A 19465-nucleotide genomic window follows, 5' to 3' on the forward strand; every position below is an offset into this window, starting at 1 on the left:
GGAATATGCTGATGTCTGTGAATACTGAAACCGCCTCCGCGCAGGGGCAGACCACCGTACTGGAAAAAGAGGGCGTTTACGCCTCCCTGTTTGAAAAAATCAACCTGACCCCGGCCTCCAGCCTGGGTGATATCAATGCGTTTCTGGATGACGCCGCGCTTTCTGACGCTCCGGCGGGTGAACGCCTGACGGCGGCGATGCAGGTGTTTATGGACTGCATCCGCAAATCCGGTCAGCCGGTGGAGAAGCTAGACAAAACGCTGATTGACCACCATATCGCTGAGCTGGATTTCCAGATCAGCCGTCAGCTGGATGCCGTAATGCATCACCATGAGTTCCAGAAGGTGGAGTCCCTGTGGCGCGGCCTGAAGCAGCTGGTGGACAGCACCGACTACCGCCAGAATGTGAAAACCGAAATTCTGGATGTGTCGAAAGAAGATCTGCGTCAGGACTTTGAAGACGCGCCGGAACTTATTCAGAGCGGCCTCTACTGGCACACCTATACCGCCGAATACGACACCCCGGGCGGCGAGCCGATTGGTTCCGTGATTTCATCCTATGAATTTGACGCCAGCCCGCAGGATGTGGCGCTGCTGCGCAACATCTCTAAAGTATCAGCTGCCGCACATATGCCGTTTATTGGCTCTGTCGGTCCGAAATTCTTCCTGAAAGACTTGATGGAAGAGGTCGCTGCAATTAAGGATATCGGCAACTACTTCGACCGCGCCGAGTACATCAAGTGGAAATCTTTCCGCGACACCGACGACGCCCGCTACATCGGCCTCGTGATGCCGCGCGTGCTGGGGCGTCTGCCGTATGGCCCGGACACCGTACCTGTACGCAGCTTTAACTACGTTGAGCAGGTGAAAGGCCCGGATCACGAGAAATACCTGTGGACCAGCGCGTCGTTCTCCTTCGCGTCAAACATGGTGAAGAGCTTCATCAATAACGGCTGGTGCGTGCAGATCCGTGGCCCGCAGGCGGGCGGGGCGGTGAAAGATCTGCCTATTCATCTGTACGATCTGGGCACCGGCAACCAGGTGAAAATCCCGTCTGAGGTGATGATCCCGGAGACCCGCGAGTTTGAGTTTGCCAACCTCGGCTTTATTCCGCTCTCGTATTACAAAAACCGCGACTATGCCTGCTTCTTCTCGGCGAACTCCGCGCAGAAACCGGCGTTGTACGACACCGCAGATGCCACGGCCAACAGCCGCATCAACGCCCGTCTGCCGTACATCTTCCTGCTGTCGCGTATTGCGCACTACCTGAAGCTCATCCAGCGCGAGAACATCGGCACCACCAAGGACCGCCGTCTGCTGGAGCTGGAGCTGAATACCTGGGTGCGTAGTCTGGTGACGGAAATGACCGATCCGGGCGATGAGTTGCAGGCTTCTCATCCGCTGCGTGACGCGAAGGTGGTGGTGGAAGATATCGAAGACAACCCGGGTTTCTTCCGCGTGAAGCTGTTTGCGGTGCCGCACTTCCAGGTGGAAGGCATGGATGTGAACCTGTCTCTGGTGAGCCAGATGCCGAAAGCGAAAGCGTAAGGCGGTAGCAGGGATGAAAATTTATCGTCCGTTATGGGAAGACGGGGCCTTCCTGGCCCCGCAGCAGTTCCAGCAGCAGGCCCGCTGGGATGCACATGTGGCCGACACCGTGGCCCGGATGGCGCTGGCGCACCCGTGGGGTGTGCTGTGTGCGGAGTTCGACGAAGGCGCGCTGGCCCTTTCACGGCTGAATGCCACCCGGCTTTGCGTACGCTTTGCGGATGGTACGCTGGTGGACACAGATCTGGCGGATAACCTGCCGCCGGTCGCTGATTTATCAGCGGTGGGGAGTGATGCAGTTGAAGTGCTGCTGTGTCTGCCACTCCTCAGCGCCAACGGCGGTAATCTGGATGACGGGCAGGACAGTGCCCGTCCGCGCCGCTGGCAGTCTGAACGGGTGACGGTGCAGGAACTGGCCGGGCATGAGCGCAGTGAACTGACGGTACTTCGTCATGCCCTGACGCTGCGGCTGTCGACTCAGGAAAACAGCGCCTGGCTTACCTGCCCGGTGGCGAGACTGATGCGAAACGCGCAGGGGCAGTGGGTACTGGAGCGGAGCTTTATTCCGCCGCTGCTCTCTTTATCTGCCAGCCCGCTACTGCTCAGCGAACTGAGTGATTTGCTGCACCGCCTTGCGGCCCGGCGTAAGCGCCTGATGGCAATGCGCCGTGAAAGCAACGAGCGGATGGCGGACTTCGCGGTGGCCGATGTATCGCTGTTCTGGTTGCTGAACGCCCTCAACAGCGTTGAGCCGGTACTGACGGAGCTGCACCAGGCGCCGTCCCGCCATCCGGAACTGCTGTACCGCGAGCTGGCCCGCCTTGCCGGCAGCCTGCTGACCTTTTCGCTTGAACATGATGTGGACGCCATTCCCCCCTAAACGTCTGCATCGTCATTACGGCCTGACCACGCACATTGATGAGAACCTGTATGACGCGCTGACGGCGGCCTGCCTGCTGCCGGACACCGGGGCGCGCAATATCGACAGCCTGCTGAACCAGCAGATTCTGCCGGTGCTGAGCCAGCAGTTGCTGACCCATATGGCAGCGGGGCAGAAACCACATACCCTGACGCTCGGCTGGAGTGATGAAGAGGGGATTGGGCTGGAGTGTAAACATGACTGAAGAAACTCAGGATCCGTCAAGAATTAAAGAAGGTGGTCTCAGGCTACTTACGACGGGTGAGATACAGCTGGCACACTCAGTTTTTTTATCCACTATTGATTATTCGAAAGTATGGATTCACAGGGAAAGTTACCTTCCTTTCAATTTACAGGATAAGAATACGGCGATGACACCGGACGGGGAGATCTATTTTCGCGATCAATACTGCGATGATTATTCCCAGACGACAGACGATCTTCAACATATGTTCATCCATGAAATGGGGCATGTCTGGCAACGTGAAAAAGGGATGAATGTAATCTTCAGAGGATTGGTTAGCTGGATGGTGAGCTATCACTATATACTTGATGGTCGTCTCTTAAGTGAATATTCGATGGAGCAACAGGCGCAGATTATTGCAGATAATTTTACGTTGCAAACGCAGGGATATAATATATGGCATCGATTATGGGGCAGTAAATATCCAACTATTACTCTGGATGGTGATACTACTGAATCAGTAATACGTGAACAATACAAAATTGCGTTGCGAGGGTTCCCATGGTAAAAGTGTTTGGTTTTGGTAAGTGTTGGCCTGTTGTTTTTTCTGGTTTGTGTCTGGTGATTTTAACCGGATGCCCGGGCCCGGGAGATAGGTTTATCCCCCATGAAACCACTTCTGTTAGTAAACAGGGAAAAAACGTATGTTTTAACATTACAGATGCTCAGGGTTATCAACCTGCTGACATAGGAATAAATCCGCGCGGAACTCCCTTGAAGGAAAAGGACTTTAATTTTTCCCCTGAACTTACGATCGTTGATGGAAAATTATGTATTCCTCCTTCTTTTTATCACTTCCCTGATAATGGGAGGTTTATTGTTGAATATATATTAATTTCAAAGAAACATGATGAGCCACGAAAATTTGTTGTCGGCGTGGGGATAAATCATGGGGTGGTTTACAATTTTCCGTTGACCGATCGTGAAATTGCAAGGCCGTATGGTTCAATTAAAGTTTCTGAATAGTGCTCCGGTTTAACGTCATGAAGCTTTTTATCTTTTTAGCTTTAGTGGTGGCGTGAGTACTGTTTCTTCCGGATCGCGAGGATGCATATTGCAGAGTTTCGCCTGCGAAAATAACCACTTCATGAAAATTGGGCGAGCAGGCAACATGAACGACCAGATATTTATTTTACCCTGGTCAGAAAAGATACATTAAAGAGTTACTTTTCAATGAGTTATTGTAGAGCTTGTGCTGTAGCGGGTACTGAAATATTAATAATTGATTTCTTCGCCATGAGTCATTGCATTTTATCTGGCGAAAAGGTCAATGGCTGAGGGGATACCCTGAGTATGATGACGTCAATCATGGATACAGATATGAAAATGAGAATTCTCCTTCTTACGGTCAGTGTACTTTTTAACATGCAGGCTGGTGCCGCCCGTGGAAGACAGCCCTGCTCTGGCTCAAAAGGTGGCATAGCACACTGTACATCGGATGGTCGTTTTGTCTGCAATGACGGAAGTCTGAGCCAGTCGAAGCGATTCTGTTCAGGTTATGGTGCCTCCGAACTGCCCCGGCAGGTAAAACCCTCCCCCTCCGCCAGGAAAGCGCAGACGAAAAAGAGAATAGCCGTGAAAGGCCAGGAGCAGCGTGTTGTAGAAAACAATGCGCAGTTCGATACACAACCGCGGCAACCTACATGCGCCCCTCTCTATATGGCCAACAAGCCCGGATTCACCCATTTACCCATTTGTTCAGGTAATCAGTATTAATCCGCCAGTGTAAATATTCTTTGTCTGTTATTCGAACTGATAAGACGCTTGCAGGTGGAAACCCACCTGAACGCGCTGGGCGACCTGTTACAGCGTCTGGCATTAAAGCACGCCGTTCGCACCTTCCGGATACGTGGCGAACTTACTGCATGGCTGGCGTTTAGGTTTTCTGCATGAGTGATAAAAGGGAGGGAAAATCATGACCAGGGCTGAAGAGTTTTGTCGCTCCTGAAATGTGAACACTGGCAGATGGATGCGCACACATCGCTCAAAAATCGATCTTTTTCAGGCGGATACTGAGATCAGAAAAGCATATGACCTTGAACAGTAACCACAGGGACTGAAGGGATATGCTAATGAAGCGACAAGATATAAACGCATTAAAGAATTTTGATTTTCTGGCACGCAGTTTTGCCCGTATGTACGCCCTGGGCCAGCCAGTTGATATCGATGCCGTGACCGGCAATATGAGTAATAAACAGCAGGCATGGTTCCGGGAGCGATATGACCACTACCGAAAGCAGGCTGAGCGGGCGAGAGTTATAGAACTGCGATGATGTAACGAACAATGGGCTTAACGGCCCGTTGCTTTTTTAGGTTCCAGCTACATTTTTGCAGGCTCCTGAGGTTGAAATATTTTGCGGTAACCACATATAGAAAGCGGGTAAGGAACACCTGCCCATAAGACATGAACTTTTTGAATATTCTTTTTTACTGTTCAGGAGGTACATGATGACTCTCAGAACCTTTCCCGTGTTGAACGATCTCTCCGACTCTCTGTTTGCGGACCGTTTTAACCGTATCGATCGCCTTTTTAGCCAGCTAACCGGCAGTACGCCGTTGCCCTCCACGCCTTCTTACAATATCCGGCGGCTGGGCGATAACCGCTATGAACTGACGCTCAGCGTGCCGGGCTGGAAAGAGAGCGAACTGGAAATTGAAACCGTTGGCGGTCAGCTGAATATCAGCGGTAAACGTGAAGAGGAGAAAACCGAAAACGGCGAAGAAGGGTGGATCCATCGGGGTATCAGCCGCAGCGACTTCCGGGCCAGCTATAGTCTGCCGGAGCATGTGAAAGTGACCGGCGCTTCGCTGGAAAACGGCTTACTGGCAATTGAATTACACCAGGATATCCCGGAAGAAGAGAAACCGCAGCGCATCGCCATCAACAACAACCCGGCGATTGAACATAAGCCGTAATCGTTGACTGACGTTGTTTTCACGCCCGGCAAACGCCGGGCGTTTTGCTAACCTGATGGGGCTTATGCCATTCCGCTTTTCCCGGTACGCGCGGGCTGGAGGTCACTTTCGATGTGCTTAAAAGGTTTGCTGCCTCTGCATGAGGCTGAACGGGAATGAAATGTGAGAGAAAACAGATTGGTGCGTCTGAATGGACTCGAACCATCGACCCCCACCATGTCAAGGTGGTGCTCTAACCAACTGAGCTACAGACGCAAGATGGTGCGTTCAATTGGACTCGAACCAACGACCCCCACCATGTCAAGGTGGTGCTCTAACCAACTGAGCTATGAACGCATTGTGTTGTCGGTGACAACGGGGACGAATATTAGCGGCACAGCACCAAGGTGGCAAGAGGGAAAATGCATTTTTCTCTCTGATTTCACGCGATTGCTTCATTACCGCGCAAAGTGAAGAGAAAGTAGCCGCCAGCCGGCGGCTACAGGGTCATCAACGTGCAGCGCGCTGCAAAATAACCGTAGAGGGCTGACGTTGCAGGAAACGCATGCGCAGCATCATCATAATGGCCGCAGACGTTAAGCCGATGATAAAGCCCATCCAGAATCCGGCTGGCCCCATGCGATCCACCACCAGATCCGTGAGCGCCAGAATGTACCCGCACGGCAGACCCAGCACCCAGTAAGCGATAAAGGTGATAAAGAAGATGGAACGCGTATCTTTATACCCACGCAGCACGCCGCTGCCAATGACCTGGATGGAGTCAGAGATCTGATAAATGGCCGCCAGCAGCATCAGGTGCGAGGCCAGAGTCACTACCTCCGGGTTGTCGTTATAGAGCAGGGCAATTTGCTCACGCAACAGCACGGTAAAGAGGGCGGTACAGACCGCCATGCAGACGCCGACGCCCAGCCCGGTGCGGGCAGCCGTTTGCGCATCCAGCGTAGAACCTTGCCCCAGACGGAAGCCCACGCGAATCGTCACCGCAGCCGCCAGCGACATCGGCAGAACAAACATCAAAGAGCTGAAGTTCAGCGCGATCTGGTGGCCTGCCACATCAATAATCCCTAACGGCGAGACCAGCAGGGCGACGACGGCAAACAGCGTCACTTCAAAGAACAGCGCCAGCGCAATGGGCAGACCCAGCTGTGTCAGGCGGGTCAACATCGACCAGTCAGGCGTGCTAAAGGTGGTGTCGTTGCGAATGTCGCGCATGGATCGCGCATGCTTAATGTAGGTGAGCATGCTTCCGAACATCACCCAGTACACCGCTGCCGTCGCCACGCCGCAGCCCACGCCGCCTAGTTCCGGCATGCCAAAATGACCGTAAATGAAGATATAGTTCACGGGAATGTTCACCAGCAAGCCGATAAAGCCCATCACCATGCCCGGCTTGGTTTTTGCCAGCCCTTCACACTGGTTACGTGCCACCTGGAAGAACAGATAGCCGGGCGCGCCCCAGAGCAGGGCGCGCAGATAACCGACCGCCTTATCCGCCAGCGCCGGGTCGATATTATGCATGGCGCGAATAATATACCCGGCGTTCCACAGGACGATCATAATCAGGACGGAGACGAACCCGGCCAGCCAGAAGCCCTGGCGCACCTGATGGGCCACGCGGTCACGTCGACCGGAGCCGTTAAGCTGTGCGATGACGGGCGTTAGCGCCAGCAGCAGGCCGTGACCAAACAGAATGGCCGGGAGCCAGATTGAGGTTCCGATCGCCACGGCGGCCATATCGGTGGCGCTGTAACCACCGGCCATTACCGTATCCACAAATCCCATTGCGGTTTGGGCTACCTGCGCGACGATCACCGGTATTGCCAGTGCCAATAACTGACGCGCTTCGATCATATACTTCTGCACGTGAACACCTTTGTATTGTAGTTATTTGAGAGACTAAAAAGGCCGCCGTTACTGGCAGCAAGAAGAAAAAACAGAGGGATGCCAGCTATTGTAGCGGGGTTTAACTAATTATCTAGTGAAAAAATCGCCAGAAATTGCGCATCACTGGCAACCTGTTTTTTCAACTGTTATTGTGGTGGGATTATACGGTGTCATCGCCGTTCGGAATGAACAGGAGCTGTAAGCATGTTTACTGGTATTGTGCAGGGCACTGCCAAAGTGGTGTCCATTGATGAAAAACCGAATTTCCGCACTCACGTGGTTGAGCTGCCTGAATATATGCTCGACGGCATTGAAACCGGGGCGTCGATAGCGCATAACGGCTGCTGCCTGACGGTGACCGAAATTAACGGTAATCAGATTAGCTTTGATTTAATGAAAGAGACGCTGCGCATCACTAACCTGGGTGAGCTGGTGGTGGGAGATATCATCAACGTTGAACGCGCGGCGAAATTCAGCGATGAGATTGGTGGGCATCTGATGTCGGGCCATATTATGACCACCGCAGAAGTGGCGAAAATTGTGACCTCGGAAAATAACCGTCAAATCTGGTTCAAGGTGCAGGATCCGTCATTAATGAAATACATCCTTTATAAAGGATTTATTGGCATCGATGGGATTAGTCTGACCGTCGGTGAAGTGACGCCTACGCGTTTTTGCGTGCATTTAATTCCTGAAACGCTGCAACGTACTACGCTTGGCGCAAAAAAATTGGGGCAGCGCGTAAATATCGAAATTGATCCCCAGACCCAGGCGGTCGTGGATACCGTTGAGCGCGTGCTGGCGGCGAAAGAGGCGGCGATAATAAAGACCGTGGAAGAAGAATAAAAAATAACCCCGGGAAACCGGGGTTATTTTTTCAGCGAGCCACCCGCAAGCCGTGCTCAATCCCACGACTAAACACCACCTGCCACAGCTGTATATCCCGCGCACGGAACGCGCCCGCACAGGCATTCAGATAATAGCTAAACATCCGTTTGAATCGTTCCGAATAGTTGTCGGCGATTTCAGGCCATGCAGCCTGGAAACGTTCATGCCAGGCCATCAGGGTCGTGTCGTAATCTGCGCCGAAGTTATGCCAGTCTTCCACAATAAAATGCGGTTCGCTGGCGTTCGCAATCTGGCGAACAGAGGGTAAACAGCCATTCGGGAAGATATATTTGTTGATCCAGGGGTCCACATTGTTATCGGTGCGCTTAGAGCCGATGGTGTGCAGCAGGAAAATTCCGTCAGGCTTCAGGTTACGATCGGCGACCTCAAAGTAGGTCTTGTAGTTCTTCGGCCCCACGTGCTCGAACATACCTACGGAAACAATACGATCGAACTGCTCATTCAGGTCGCGGTAGTCCTGAAGCCGAATATCAACATCCAGTCCCAGACAGCGTTCCTGCGCCATCTTCTGCTGTTCAGCCGAAATCGTGACGCCGACTACGCTGACGCCGTAATTTTTCGCCATAAACCAGGCAAGACCACCCCAGCCACAGCCGATGTCCAGCACACGCATACCGGGCTGTAACTGCAATTTATCGCAGATCAGTTGCAGCTTATCCTGCTGCGCCTCTTCCAGGGTCGTCGCTTTTTTCCAGTATCCGCAGGAGTACTGCATTAAAGGATCGAGCATACGGCTGAACAAATCGTTGCCAAGGTCGTAATGCTCTTTACCGACGATCCATGCCCGTTTTTTACTTTGCAGATTGAACAGGCGGGCGGAGGCGATACGTAAGGTATCTTTGAAATGACGAGGGAGCTGTTTTTCAAGACCGGCGCGTAATACGCTGGAGAAGAACATATCCAGCCGCTCACACTCCCACCAGCCGTCCATATAGCTTTCACCCAGCCCTAACGATCCCTCCTGTAACACGCGTTTGAAAAAATCGGGATGCTTTATCTGGGGATCGGAGGGGGATGAGCCATTAATCGTAATGCCCGCACGTCCCAACAGTTCACTGACGATCCGGGACCAGTTATCGTCCGGAACGCTGACTTCTTCTATACACGATGAACTCATAGCTTCTCCATCACCTTGCTGTGATCAGAACCTTAAAACAGCGTAGACGCTTTTTTGGTTTGTGAGAAATCTCACGGTAAATGCCCGCGAGGCTAATATCCGACGTAGAACAGAGGAAGGGAGATAACCCTTGCCGAAATGCCTTCCATGGTAAAACGGGAGCGCTCCGGCTCCCGTTAACACTTAATATTTATCGTATTTAATCGAACCAAATTCAGTATAGGCCGCAAAATTTAGTGATTCAACAGAAAATTGTTAGCTACCTAATCACTGGTTTTTAACATAGTTTCCCGCGCAATCAGGCGTGCGACGTTTCGGTTTGTGCATTGTCATTCTGCTCGCGAAGCGCGGAGGACTGCATGCGATAGCCCAATCCCGCCAGCGCAACGGTGATCAGCATCACGCTGGTAGTGGTGAGCAGCGGGGTTGCAATCAACGCAGAGACCACGAGACTTGCCAGGAAGCACAGGCCAAGTTGCAGGGTATTTTGCAGCGCGGCAGCGCGGCCTGTCGCCTGCGGAAATGGACGCAACGCCTGGGCTACAACGATAGGGTAGATGGCCCCGTTAGCGATCGCCATGACGCAGAACGGAATCAAAATTTCTGCAAGCCCGGCGTCGGGAATAAAGCCGACAGCCCAGGTCGCAATCACGCTTAGCGCATACAGCACCAGCAGCCAGGGCAGCATCTGTTGGCCTTCCCATTTTTGCAGCGCGGCGCGACAGCCATAGCCACCCACCAGGAAGGCGATGGTCTGTGGTACATAGCTCAGGCCGATAGCCGCCGGGCTGTAGCCCATGTCATGCAGAATGAACGGCGAACCGGTCAGCCAGGCAAAGAAGCTGGCAGAGCAGGCGGCATAAATCAGCACGTTACCGCGATAGGCTTTCGACCGCAGTAAAGAGGTAAAGGTGATGGGCTTCGCGTCCGGATGCGTCTCTTTTTTATGCGCCGGTTTAAGCCCGAACGCGGGCAGCATCAGGACCAGCGTAATAGCAAAGAGCGTGGCGAAAATGGCCTGCCAGTCGAAATGCGCCAGGATCCAGCTGCCCAGTAACGGGGCAAGCGCCGGCGACAGGCCGACCAGGGGCATAATGGTGGCGAATATGCGGTTAGTGCGCGAGGCGGGGTAGTAATCGGTTACCAGCGCCTGCCAGGTCACCGCAGCGGCACAGACACCGACCGCTTGAATAAAGCGCAGCGCCAGCAGCCAGGCGGCATCGCGGACCCACAGCATGCCCAGACAGCCTGCGGCAAAAATCGCCAGCCCCAACAACAGGACGGGTTTACGGCCAAAACGATCCGAGAGCGGCCCCCACAGCAATTGCGCAAAAGCAAAACCGGCGAGGAACAAACTCAAACTGGCGCTGATGGCGGCGGCAGGGGTTTGCAAATCTTCCTGCATCGCGGCGAACGCGGGCAGATACATATCGGTCGCCAAAAAGCCCAGCACGCTTAAGCCGCCGAGCCAGACTAAAAATCCTTTCCTGGGTTGCACTTTTTTTCTCCTGAGGAGGCAGGTGTACGTTGGCGCAGAGTGTAGGGAGTGCAAAGCGGCTTGTGAAACGCTAATATTTGGCGGGTGCATTCAAAAAATTTGCAGGCTAAAGATGTGGTCAGATTATTCCCTTGAAGTGGTTGATGCCGTGGCGCGTAACGGCAGCTTTACCGGCGCCGCCCAGGAGCTGCATCGCGTTCCCTCGGCGATCAGTTACACGGTGCGTCAGCTGGAAGCGTGGCTGGCGGTGCCGCTGTTCGAGCGGCGTCATCGCGACGTGGAGCTCACGCCTGCCGGAGCGTGGTTTTTGAAGGAAGGGCGGTCTGTCATCAAAAAAATGCAGATCACCCGTGAGCAGTGCCAGCAGATCGCCAACGGCTGGCGCGGGCATCTCGCTATCGCGGTGGATAACATTGTTAAGCCGGAGCGGACCCGGCAGATGATCGTCGATTTCTATCGTCATTTTTCCGACGTCGAACTGCGTGTTTCGCAGGAAGTGTTCAACGGCGTCTGGGATGCGCTGGCGGACGGCAGGGCGGAGATGGCGATTGGTGCAACCCAGGCGATCCCGGTTGGTGGGCGCTACGCGTTTCGCGACATGGGCATGCTGAGCTGGACCTGCGTGGTCGCGCGCGATCACCCGCTGGCAGCGCTGGAAGGGCCGCTGAGCGATGACACATTACGCAACTGGCCCTCGCTGGTGCTGGAAGATACCTCCCGCTCGCTGCCCAAGCGCATTACCTGGTTGCTGGATAATCAGCGCCGCGTGGTCGCGCCGGACTGGGAGTCGTCAGCCACCTGTCTGAGCGCGGGGCTGTGCGTTGGCATGGTGCCGGTGCATTTTGCGCGCCCGCGCATCGACGCGGGAGAGTGGGTGGCTCTGACGCTGGAAAACCCCTTCCCGGATGCCGCATGCTGTCTGACGTGGCAGCAAAACGACGTCTCGCCCGCCATGGCCTGGCTGCTGGATTATCTGGGAGACAGCGAAACGCTGAACCGGGAGTGGTTGCGGGAACCAGCATAGCTGGCCCCGGAAAGTGATTAACGACGGTAGTCGCGGAACGGACCGTCCGCAACGGAACGGCGTTCTATCAGGCGCGGGTGAACTTCAATGGACTGGGACTGTTCACGCTTGTTGACGATCCTGTCCAGCAGCATGTTGAAGGCCGTTTCACCCAGCGAATCTTTCGGCTGGTGAATGGTGGTCAGCGCCGGGGTAAAGAAGCGGGCGTTGCGCACGTTGTCATAGCCGATCACCGAGATATCCTGGGGGACGCGCAGGCCGAGTTCATCTGCCGCGCATAGCGCGCCCATCGCCATGATGTCACCGCCGCAGAACACCGCGGTAGGGCGATGCGGCTGGGAGACGATCTGCTGCATGGCGCGATAGCCTGACTCCGGCTCGAAGTCGCCCTGAACAATCCAGTTTTCCGGCACGGTGATCAGCGCCTCTTCCATCGCTTTCATGAAACCGGCCAGACGGCCAGCACCGGTGTTACGCTCCAGAGGTCCCGGGATCACGCCAATTTCACGATGACCGCGTTCTACCAGATAACGCCCCGCCATGTAGCCGCCTTCAAAGGCGTTATCAATAACGGAGTCGGTGAAGTCTGCGCGCGCCTCGCCCCAGTCCATGACCACCATCGGAATGTGGCGATACTCTTCCAGCATGGAAAGGACCGACTCAGGGTATTCAGAACACATTACCAGAAGACCGTCGACGCGCTTTTGCGCCATCATTGACAGGTAAGCGCGCTGTTTTTCAATGTTGTTCCACGCATTGCCCAGAATCAGGGTATAGCCTTTCTGGAAGCAGTTTTTTTCAACGGCTTCGATGATTTCAGCAAAATAGGCCGCTTCACTGCTGGTGGCCAGCAGGCCAATCGATTTGGTGTGATTAACCTTCAGGCTGCGGGCGACGGCACTTGGCGAGTAGTGCAGTTCTTTGATTGCCGCCCAGACGGCATTACGCGTCTCTTCAGCGACGAAACGCGTTTTGTTAATAACATGTGATACGGTTGTAGTGGAAACGTTTGCGCGTTTTGCTACGTCTTTAATTGTTGCCATTAAATGTCACTCCAGACCATATCCTAAGCTCCTGAAAAAATTGAAGGTAAACGTTTGCCTTCTCTCACCCTTATTACGCAAACATGAGTTGCGACACGCCGGGAAAACGACACAGGACGTCAGGAGGGGGTCAGTGGCCGGTACGCTAATAAATTTAGCGTGGAATTTTGTCCTATCTTGATGAAAAGGGGAAGAGGTAAAGTGGATATCCGTTTAAATCCTGGAAGATTTTTGACCTGAACTGTGTAAAAATGAGCAAGCTCACTTTTCGTAGGGTGAATAAAAGGAGAAAAATTGATGAGTACCGATCTGAAGTTTTCGCTGTTTACCACCATTGTTGTTCTTGCTCTGATTGTTGCCGGTGGTTTAACCGCTGCACTGCACTGATTCAGGCGGAGGGAGAACCTTCTCCCTCTCTTGCCGCTATTGTTACCTCTCCGGCAAAAATCTTTTGCCAAAATGTTAACTTCTCATTTTTTGTGATTGATGTCATGCTTTTGACTTCTTAGTTCTGTGCCGGGTTATGGCACGGTATCCGGAGCCTCTTCATGAAAATCAATTTTCCCCTGCTGGCCCTGGCGATTGGCGCCTTTGGGATTGGCACCACTGAATTCTCCCCGATGGGGTTATTGCCTGTTATCGCCCGGGGGGTAGACGTCTCTATCCCTGCGGCCGGTATGTTAATTAGCGCCTACGCGATCGGCGTGATGGTGGGCGCGCCGCTGATGACGCTGCTGCTTTCGCACCGTGCGCGCCGCAACGCGCTGATTTTCCTGATGGCGATTTTCACTCTCGGCAATGTGTTTTCCGCGATTTCGCCCGATTACACCACTCTGATGCTTTCGCGCATTCTTACCAGCCTCAACCATGGCGCCTTCTTCGGACTGGGCTCGGTTGTTGCTGCCAGCGTGGTGCCAAAACATAAGCAGGCCAGCGCGGTAGCCACTATGTTTATGGGCCTCACCATCGCTAATATCGGCGGCGTTCCCGCCGCCACCTGGCTGGGAGAAGCCATCGGCTGGCGTATGTCTTTCCTCGCAACCGCCGGACTGGGCGTGGTCGCGATGGTTGCGCTGTTCTTCTCACTGCCGAAAGGAAGCGCTGGAGAACGTCCGGAAGTACGTAAAGAGCTGGCGGTGCTGATGCGTCCTCAGGTGTTGTCCGCGCTGCTCACCACGGTGCTGGGGGCCGGGGCGATGTTTACGCTCTACACCTATATCTCCCCGGTGCTGCACGACATAACCCACGCAACGCCACTCTTTGTTACCGCGATGCTGGTGCTGATTGGTGTCGGGTTCTCGATTGGCAACTATCTCGGCGGGAAATTTGCCGACCGCTCCGTGAGTGGGACGCTGAAAGGTTTTTTAACGCTGCTGATTGTCATCATGGTGGCGATTCCGTGGCTGGCGCGTAACGAAGTGGGTGCCGCGATTGCCATGGTGGTGTGGGGCGCCGCAACCTTTGCCGTGGTGCCACCGTTGCAGATGCGCGTAATGCGCGTTGCACACGAAGCGCCGGGGCTCTCTTCATCGGTGAATATCGGTGCGTTTAACCTGGGCAATGCGCTGGGGGCCGCAGCGGGCGGGGCGGTGATCTCCGGTGGTTTGGGTTATAGCTTTGTGCCGGTAATGGGGGCGATCATTGCCGCACTCGGCCTGCTGCTGGTGATAATGTCTGGTCGTAAACAGCCTCAAGCGGTGTGTACGGCGGAATAAACAAAAACGCAGAAGGGCTGCCCCTTCTGCGTGTCTCTTACGCGGCGAAGTTCTTCGCAACAAATTCCCAGTTAACCAGTGCCCAGAAGTGTTCCAGGTAGTTCGGGCGCGCATTACGGTAATCAATGTAATAGGCGTGTTCCCATACGTCCACGGTCATCAGCGGCGTGGCGCTGGTGGTCAGAGGGGTACCCGCATTAGAAGTGGAAACGATAGCCAGTTTGCCATCAGCCTCTTTTACCAGCCAGGTCCAGCCGGAGCCAAAGTTTTTAACGGCTGCGTCAGTAAACTTCGCTTTAAAATCCGCGAAACTGCCGAACGCGGCGTTAATCGCTGCCGCCAGCTCACCGTCAGGTTCTCCGCCTGCATTCGGGGCCAGGCAGTGCCAGTAGAAGGTGTGGTTCCACACCTGTGCGGCGTTGTTGAATACGCCGCCGTCTGAACTGCGCACGATCTCTTCCAGCGTTTTGCCTTCAAAATCGGTGCCCTTGATCAGGTTATTCAGGTTGGTGACATAGGTCTGGTGATGCTTGCCGTAATGGTACTCCAGGGTTTCCGCGGAAATATGCGGGGCCAGGGCGTCTTTTGCATACGGTAGTGCAGGTAATTCGAACGACATTGCTTCTCTCCTTATAGTTTTATACGTTGCCAATAACCCTACAGACAACAAGGACAGAATAGCAAATTGAAAGGGTATGCAAAAGAGGAACTTACCCTGCCACAGAGGCGGCAGGGCAGGGGCTAGCGGATGGTTTTTGGCGTCATCACGCGGCGCGCACCCACATAGTGGCGCACCCAGTAATCTTCGCTGAGAGAGGTGATCTGAATGTCCTGACCGCTGCGCGGTGACTGGATAAATTTACCGTTACCCACATACACCCCAACGTGATCGGCCGTACCGCGTCCCTGGGTGCGGAAGAACACCAGGTCGCCATTTTGCAGTTCGCCACGGTTTACAGGGGCGGCGTCGCGCAGATGGTACATCTCATTGGCGGTGCGTGGAATGCGAAACTTCACCAGATCTTTATAGGCATAATAAACCAGCCCACTACAGTCAAAACCGGTGCGCGGAGAGGTGCCACCCCAGCGATACGGCTTACCTATTTGCCCCATCAGTTTGTTCATCGCCGTTTTTTGCGCTTTCTGCATGCGCGCTTTATGCACGTCAGCCAGCTTCGTCACTTTTGCGCATTTCGTTTTATGGCCTTTGCGCACGGTGCATTTTTCATTCACCAGGCTGGCGGTTGTGCGGGTGGTTTTGTGCGTGCCGGAGCGGAGAGTTTTGGTTTTACTGGAGGCGGTCTTTTTGGTCTGAGCGGTGATTTTCTTCTTAACTGTTTTGCTGGTGGTTTTTTTCTTACGTTCTGTGGATTTTGCCAGATGCGTTTTTTGTACAGCAGAATGCCGCGCCTGTTCAGAGGCGTTCGCCGCTGGCGTAAATGAGAGTGTGGTAAACAGTAAAGCACAGAGCGTCATCGAGATTTTAGTTATCCGCGCCACTGGGCAGTCCCCTGATAAATGCAGGCCACAATGCATACCCGCGTGAGATTTACAAAACCTGTCGATTCTAATCCATAAAATCAGAAGAAGTTAATAGCATTTTTCATTCAAAAATTATGTTTCGTTAGCAAGTGCAAAAAAATTCACCATTCTGACGCACTCCTGTTCGCTCCTTAAGCAAAACCGCACCCCGTCTGGCGATAAACGACATTAGCAATGCAACTTTATGCGATAAGCGATAAAATAATTAGACGTGACAAAAATGTTATTTTCCGATGTCGGCCTGACCCGCTACAATGTCAGACTGATGCCGTAACAGAAGTTAAAGGAAGCAAGACATGAGCACCACTATTGAAAAAATTCAGCGCCAGATCGCTGAAAACCCGATTCTCCTGTACATGAAAGGTTCTCCGAAGCTGCCAAGCTGCGGCTTCTCCGCGCAAGCGGTTCAGGCGCTGTCCGCCTGTGGTGAGCGTTTTGCTTACGTTGATATCCTGCAAAACCCGGACATTCGCGCTGAATTGCCAAAATACGCAAACTGGCCGACCTTCCCACAGCTGTGGGTTGATGGTGAACTGGTTGGCGGATGCGACATCCTGATTGAAATGTATCAGCGCGGCGAACTGCAACAGCTGATCAAAGAGACTGCGGCGAAGTATAAAACCGAAGAGCCGGACGCAGAATAAGTTTTCTGCGGATATAAAAAAGCGACCACATTATGTTGGTCGCTTTTTTTTTTGTCCTGGGGGGCTGTTGATAACCCAACCTACGATTGAAGATCGGCCTCGTCGCCCATCGGCAGCGGCCAGCCGCCCAGACGTTTCCAGCGGTTGACGATCTCACAGAACAGCTCCGCCGTACGCTCGGTGTCGTATAACGCGGAATGCGCCTGGGTACCGTCAAACGCAATACCCGCCGTGATGCAGGCTTTCGAGAGCACGGTTTGCCCCAGCGCCAGGCCGCTCAGCGCGGCGGTGTCGAAGGTCACAAACGGATGAAATGGATTGCGCTTTAGCGAGGCGCGCTCGGCGGCAGCCATGGTGAAGCTGTGATCGAACGTAGCGTTGTGGGCTACCATGATGGCGCGGCTACAGTCATTCTCTTTCATGCCTTTGCGCACCATTTTGAAAATGGCGTGCAGCGCCTCGTATTCGCTTACCGCCCCGCGCAGCGGGTTTGTCGGATCGATACCGTTAAAGGCCAGCGCCTCTGGCTGTAAGTTTGCCCCTTCAAAGGGTTCAACGTGGAAATGCAGCGTGGTGTCCGGTACAAGCCAGCCCTGTTCATCCATCTTCAGCGTGATGGCGGCAATCTCAAGCAGCGCATCGGTTTTAGCGTTAAATCCGGCTGTTTCAACATCAATGACAACGGGATAAAAACCACGAAAACGGTCGCACAGACCGGTAAATTGAGCGTTATCGGACATCAGGGTCTCTTACAAGGGGGAAAAAGCAGTGCGCATTATGGCAAATTTTGAGAGGGGATGCAGCAAAACAACGGGCGCATAGTGCGCCCTGCGGGATCAATTGCCCAGACCGCGACCAGCGTCTTTGGCTTCAATCAGTTCGATTTTATAACCGTCCGGATCTTCCACAAACGCAATGACGGTGGTACCGCCCTTAACCGGACCGGCTTCACGGGTGACGTTACCGCCATTGCTGCGGATACGTTCGCAGGCTTCGGCGGCGTTATCCACTTCCAGCGCGATGTGTCCGTAAGCCGTACCCAGCTCATAGCTGTCCACGCCCCAGTTGTAGGTCAGCTCGATGACCGCTTCATCAGATTCCGGGCCGTAACCGACAAACGCCAGAGAGTATTTATATTCCGGATTTTCGCTGGTGCGCAGCAGCTTCATGCCCAGAACGTTAGTGTAGAAATCGATGGAACGTTGCAGGTCGCCAACGCGCAGCATGGTGTGAAGTAGGCGCATAATTTCCTCATTAACCAGTGGAATGGATTATCTTTTTGAACAGAAACGATGTTTTAGTATAGCGGCGAAAGGTCGCCGCTATCAATGTACAAAGCGGGATTACAGTGAAGGGTAGTCGGTATAACCTTCCGCGCCGCCGCCATAGAAACTTTCAGGGCGCTGCGGGTTCAGTTCGGCTTTCTTCTGCAAACGGGCAACCAGATCCGGGTTAGCAATGTAGTCACGGCCAAAGGCCACGGCGTCGATCAGGCCTTTCCCGATCAGATCTTCAGCTTTCTCTGCCGTATACGCGCCCGCCCCGATAATCACGCCGTGGAAGCGCTCGCGCACTTTCTGGCGGAAGGCTTCACTATAAGGCTTGCCGCCTGCCCAGTCCGGCTCGGACATGTGCAGATAGGCGATACCACGTTTCGCCAGCTCTTCAATCAGATACAGCGCGTCTGCTTCTTCGTTCGGACCGTTGTCGACGTTCTGGAAAGTACCGATCGGGGAGACACGAATACCAATGCGGTCTGCGCTCCACTCATTACAGACAGCATCCACCACTTCAAGCACCAGACGCGCGCGGTTTTCAACGCTGCCGCCGTACTGGTCGGTACGCTGGTTGGAAGAAGGGGACAGGAACTGATGCAGCAGGTAACCGTGCGCAGAGTGCAGCTCAACCAGGTCGAAGCCCGCTTCACGAGCGTTGGCGACGGCCTGACGGAAATCATTCACAATACCCGGGATCTCGTCTAGCTCCAGCGCGCGTGGCGTGGTGGTGTCAACGCGGATCGCATTACCGTTTTCATCGCGCAGGGAAGTGCGGGTATTGGCGTTCAGGGCAGAAGCAGAAACCGGCGCCTGACCGCCAGGCTGGATGCTGCTGTGTGAGATACGACCGGTGTGCCACAGCTGAACCGCAATACGGCCATCTTCAGCATGAACACCTGCGGTGATTTTTTTCCACGCGGCGATCTGTTCCGGGCTGTGCAGACCCGGCGCACCGGCGTAGCCTTTTGCCTGGGCAGAAATCTGCGTGGCTTCGGAAATTATCAGGCCCGCGCTGGCGCGCTGACGATAATACTCACCCATCAATGGCGTTGGGATATCGCCCGGCTCGATGCTGCGCAGACGGGTGAGTGGGGCCATAAACACGCGGTTTGGGGCAGTAACGGCACCCACTTTCAGTGGGGTAAACAGCTTTTCAGCGGACATAATGGCTCCTGAGTAGACCAGT

At 54.0% G+C, this 19465-nt stretch carries 20 protein-coding genes, 2 tRNA genes and 2 pseudogenes; 13 read left to right on the forward strand and 11 right to left on the reverse strand.

Going from position 1 to position 19465, the window contains the following annotated elements; genetic code table 11:
- Positions 1-11 precede the first annotated feature (11 nt).
- The 8 genes and pseudogenes from tssC to BFV63_RS09555 all read left to right on the forward strand — a co-directional run bounded on the left by tssC (position 12) and on the right by BFV63_RS09555 (position 5626).
- Positions 12-1547 carry a type VI secretion system contractile sheath large subunit gene (gene tssC / locus BFV63_RS09530; protein WP_048241856.1) on the forward strand — a complete coding sequence of 512 codons (1536 nt, stop codon included), beginning with the start codon at positions 12-14 and terminating at the stop codon, positions 1545-1547.
- Between the two features lie 13 nt (positions 1548-1560).
- Positions 1561-2421: pseudogene (gene tssK / locus BFV63_RS09535) on the forward strand (type VI secretion system baseplate subunit TssK); the annotation flags it as partial.
- A gap of 4 nt (positions 2422-2425) precedes the next feature.
- A pseudogene (locus BFV63_RS09540) lies at positions 2426-2671 on the forward strand (hypothetical protein); the annotation flags it as partial.
- Entirely contained in the window at positions 2664-3218 is a 555-nt protein-coding gene (locus BFV63_RS09545) for a hypothetical protein (RefSeq protein ID WP_048240912.1), read from the forward strand. The pseudogene BFV63_RS09540 and the gene BFV63_RS09545, both read left to right, overlap by 8 nt.
- Complete coding sequence (locus BFV63_RS22540) at positions 3212-3676, forward strand: putative T6SS immunity periplasmic lipoprotein (protein ID WP_223307835.1); 465 nt, start codon at positions 3212-3214, stop codon at positions 3674-3676. The genes BFV63_RS09545 and BFV63_RS22540 overlap by 7 nt, the downstream gene beginning before the upstream one ends.
- A 354-nt stretch (positions 3677-4030) precedes the next feature.
- Positions 4031-4426 carry a YdcA family protein gene (locus tag BFV63_RS23235; RefSeq protein WP_045339057.1) on the forward strand — a complete coding sequence of 132 codons (396 nt, stop codon included), beginning with the start codon at positions 4031-4033 and terminating at the stop codon, positions 4424-4426.
- Between the two features lie 356 nt (positions 4427-4782).
- Positions 4783-4983 (forward strand): cell surface composition regulator GlgS, encoded by a 201-nt coding sequence (gene glgS / locus BFV63_RS09550; RefSeq protein ID WP_022650936.1) that lies wholly within the window; start codon positions 4783-4785, stop codon positions 4981-4983.
- A 172-nt stretch (positions 4984-5155) separates the two neighbouring features.
- Positions 5156-5626: an Hsp20 family protein gene (locus BFV63_RS09555; RefSeq protein WP_003857647.1), complete on the forward strand. Its 471-nt coding sequence runs from the start codon at positions 5156-5158 to the stop codon at positions 5624-5626.
- 178 nt (positions 5627-5804) lie between these two features.
- On the opposite strand, the gene BFV63_RS09560 is transcribed toward BFV63_RS09555, so the two are convergent.
- The 3 genes from BFV63_RS09560 to mdtK all read right to left on the reverse strand — a co-directional run bounded on the left by BFV63_RS09560 (position 5805) and on the right by mdtK (position 7489).
- Positions 5805-5881: transfer RNA gene (locus tag BFV63_RS09560), tRNA-Val, on the reverse strand.
- Positions 5882-5885: 4 nt separating this feature from the next.
- Positions 5886-5962: transfer RNA gene (locus BFV63_RS09565), tRNA-Val, on the reverse strand.
- Positions 5963-6115: 153 nt separating this feature from the next.
- Positions 6116-7489, reverse strand: coding sequence for an MdtK family multidrug efflux MATE transporter (gene mdtK, locus BFV63_RS09570; RefSeq protein WP_003857645.1), 1374 nt, complete (start codon positions 7487-7489; stop codon positions 6116-6118).
- A 225-nt stretch (positions 7490-7714) separates the two neighbouring features.
- Between mdtK and BFV63_RS09575 the strand changes: the two genes are divergently transcribed.
- A complete protein-coding gene (locus tag BFV63_RS09575; protein WP_003857643.1) occupies positions 7715-8356 on the forward strand; it encodes a riboflavin synthase in 642 nt (213 codons plus the stop codon).
- Positions 8357-8387: 31 nt separating this feature from the next.
- On the opposite strand, the gene cfa is transcribed toward BFV63_RS09575, so the two are convergent.
- Together cfa and punC are read right to left on the reverse strand one after the other, a co-directional pair.
- The gene (gene cfa / locus BFV63_RS09580) at positions 8388-9536 is read right to left on the reverse strand and encodes a cyclopropane fatty acyl phospholipid synthase (RefSeq protein WP_003857641.1); all 1149 of its coding nucleotides are present in this window, start codon (positions 9534-9536) and stop codon (positions 8388-8390) included.
- Between the two features lie 298 nt (positions 9537-9834).
- Positions 9835-11034: a purine nucleoside transporter PunC gene (punC, locus tag BFV63_RS09585; RefSeq protein ID WP_045336562.1), complete on the reverse strand. Its 1200-nt coding sequence runs from the start codon at positions 11032-11034 to the stop codon at positions 9835-9837.
- Positions 11035-11146: 112 nt separating this feature from the next.
- On the opposite strand from punC, the gene punR reads away from it, so the two are divergent.
- Positions 11147-12058: a DNA-binding transcriptional activator PunR gene (punR, locus tag BFV63_RS09590; RefSeq protein ID WP_003857638.1), complete on the forward strand. Its 912-nt coding sequence runs from the start codon at positions 11147-11149 to the stop codon at positions 12056-12058.
- A 17-nt stretch (positions 12059-12075) separates the two neighbouring features.
- On the opposite strand, the gene purR is transcribed toward punR, so the two are convergent.
- A complete protein-coding gene (gene purR / locus BFV63_RS09595) occupies positions 12076-13101 on the reverse strand; it encodes an HTH-type transcriptional repressor PurR (RefSeq protein WP_003857634.1) in 1026 nt (341 codons plus the stop codon).
- A 297-nt stretch (positions 13102-13398) separates the two neighbouring features.
- Between purR and cydH the strand changes: the two genes are divergently transcribed.
- Together cydH and BFV63_RS09605 are read left to right on the forward strand one after the other, a co-directional pair.
- The gene (gene cydH, locus BFV63_RS23025) at positions 13399-13488 is read left to right on the forward strand and encodes a cytochrome bd-I oxidase subunit CydH (RefSeq protein ID WP_003857632.1); all 90 of its coding nucleotides are present in this window, start codon (positions 13399-13401) and stop codon (positions 13486-13488) included.
- 161 nt (positions 13489-13649) lie between these two features.
- Positions 13650-14816: an MFS transporter gene (locus tag BFV63_RS09605; protein ID WP_003857631.1), complete on the forward strand. Its 1167-nt coding sequence runs from the start codon at positions 13650-13652 to the stop codon at positions 14814-14816.
- Positions 14817-14853: 37 nt separating this feature from the next.
- Here the strand turns inward: BFV63_RS09605 and sodB are convergent, their stop codons facing one another.
- Positions 14854-15435, reverse strand: a complete 582-nt coding sequence (gene sodB / locus BFV63_RS09610; protein ID WP_003857629.1) for a superoxide dismutase [Fe] — start codon at positions 15433-15435, stop codon at positions 14854-14856.
- A gap of 122 nt (positions 15436-15557) precedes the next feature.
- Entirely contained in the window at positions 15558-16316 is a 759-nt protein-coding gene (locus BFV63_RS09615) for a C40 family peptidase (protein WP_023313959.1), read from the reverse strand.
- 338 nt (positions 16317-16654) lie between these two features.
- Here BFV63_RS09615 and grxD point away from each other — a divergent pair, with 338 nt between their 5' ends.
- The gene (grxD, locus tag BFV63_RS09620) at positions 16655-17002 is read left to right on the forward strand and encodes a monothiol glutaredoxin 4 (RefSeq protein ID WP_003832760.1); all 348 of its coding nucleotides are present in this window, start codon (positions 16655-16657) and stop codon (positions 17000-17002) included.
- A gap of 80 nt (positions 17003-17082) precedes the next feature.
- Here the strand turns inward: grxD and rnt are convergent, their stop codons facing one another.
- From rnt to nemA, 3 genes are all read right to left on the reverse strand, one after another.
- Entirely contained in the window at positions 17083-17742 is a 660-nt protein-coding gene (gene rnt / locus BFV63_RS09625; RefSeq protein WP_003857625.1) for a ribonuclease T, read from the reverse strand.
- A gap of 96 nt (positions 17743-17838) precedes the next feature.
- A complete protein-coding gene (gene gloA / locus BFV63_RS09630; RefSeq protein ID WP_003857623.1) occupies positions 17839-18246 on the reverse strand; it encodes a lactoylglutathione lyase in 408 nt (135 codons plus the stop codon).
- A 99-nt stretch (positions 18247-18345) separates the two neighbouring features.
- Entirely contained in the window at positions 18346-19443 is a 1098-nt protein-coding gene (gene nemA / locus BFV63_RS09635; protein WP_015570682.1) for an alkene reductase, read from the reverse strand.
- Positions 19444-19465: the final 22 nt, after the last annotated feature.

Source organism: Enterobacter hormaechei subsp. xiangfangensis (genome assembly GCF_001729785.1).
In the GTDB taxonomy this organism is placed as follows: Bacteria; Pseudomonadota; Gammaproteobacteria; order Enterobacterales; family Enterobacteriaceae; genus Enterobacter; species Enterobacter hormaechei_C.

Excerpts from the sequence above, each read along its gene's own strand:
- tssC (WP_048241856.1), top strand. The coding sequence starts at position 12 with ATGTCTGTGAATACTGAAACCGCCTCCGCGCAGGGGCAGACCACCGTA.
- BFV63_RS09545 (WP_048240912.1), top strand. The coding sequence starts at position 2,664 with ATGACTGAAGAAACTCAGGATCCGTCAAGAATTAAAGAAGGTGGTCTC.
- BFV63_RS22540 (WP_223307835.1), top strand. The coding sequence starts at position 3,212 with ATGGTAAAAGTGTTTGGTTTTGGTAAGTGTTGGCCTGTTGTTTTTTCT.
- BFV63_RS23235 (WP_045339057.1), top strand. The coding sequence starts at position 4,031 with ATGAAAATGAGAATTCTCCTTCTTACGGTCAGTGTACTTTTTAACATG.
- glgS (WP_022650936.1), top strand. The coding sequence starts at position 4,783 with ATGAAGCGACAAGATATAAACGCATTAAAGAATTTTGATTTTCTGGCA.
- BFV63_RS09555 (WP_003857647.1), top strand. The coding sequence starts at position 5,156 with ATGATGACTCTCAGAACCTTTCCCGTGTTGAACGATCTCTCCGACTCT.
- BFV63_RS09575 (WP_003857643.1), top strand. The coding sequence starts at position 7,715 with ATGTTTACTGGTATTGTGCAGGGCACTGCCAAAGTGGTGTCCATTGAT.
- cfa (WP_003857641.1), bottom strand. The coding sequence starts at position 9,536 with ATGAGTTCATCGTGTATAGAAGAAGTCAGCGTTCCGGACGATAACTGG.
- punR (WP_003857638.1), top strand. The coding sequence starts at position 11,147 with ATGTGGTCAGATTATTCCCTTGAAGTGGTTGATGCCGTGGCGCGTAAC.
- purR (WP_003857634.1), bottom strand. The coding sequence starts at position 13,101 with ATGGCAACAATTAAAGACGTAGCAAAACGCGCAAACGTTTCCACTACA.
- cydH (WP_003857632.1), top strand. The coding sequence starts at position 13,399 with ATGAGTACCGATCTGAAGTTTTCGCTGTTTACCACCATTGTTGTTCTT.
- BFV63_RS09605 (WP_003857631.1), top strand. The coding sequence starts at position 13,650 with ATGAAAATCAATTTTCCCCTGCTGGCCCTGGCGATTGGCGCCTTTGGG.
- sodB (WP_003857629.1), bottom strand. The coding sequence starts at position 15,435 with ATGTCGTTCGAATTACCTGCACTACCGTATGCAAAAGACGCCCTGGCC.
- grxD (WP_003832760.1), top strand. The coding sequence starts at position 16,655 with ATGAGCACCACTATTGAAAAAATTCAGCGCCAGATCGCTGAAAACCCG.
- rnt (WP_003857625.1), bottom strand. The coding sequence starts at position 17,742 with ATGTCCGATAACGCTCAATTTACCGGTCTGTGCGACCGTTTTCGTGGT.
- gloA (WP_003857623.1), bottom strand. The coding sequence starts at position 18,246 with ATGCGCCTACTTCACACCATGCTGCGCGTTGGCGACCTGCAACGTTCC.
- nemA (WP_015570682.1), bottom strand. The coding sequence starts at position 19,443 with ATGTCCGCTGAAAAGCTGTTTACCCCACTGAAAGTGGGTGCCGTTACT.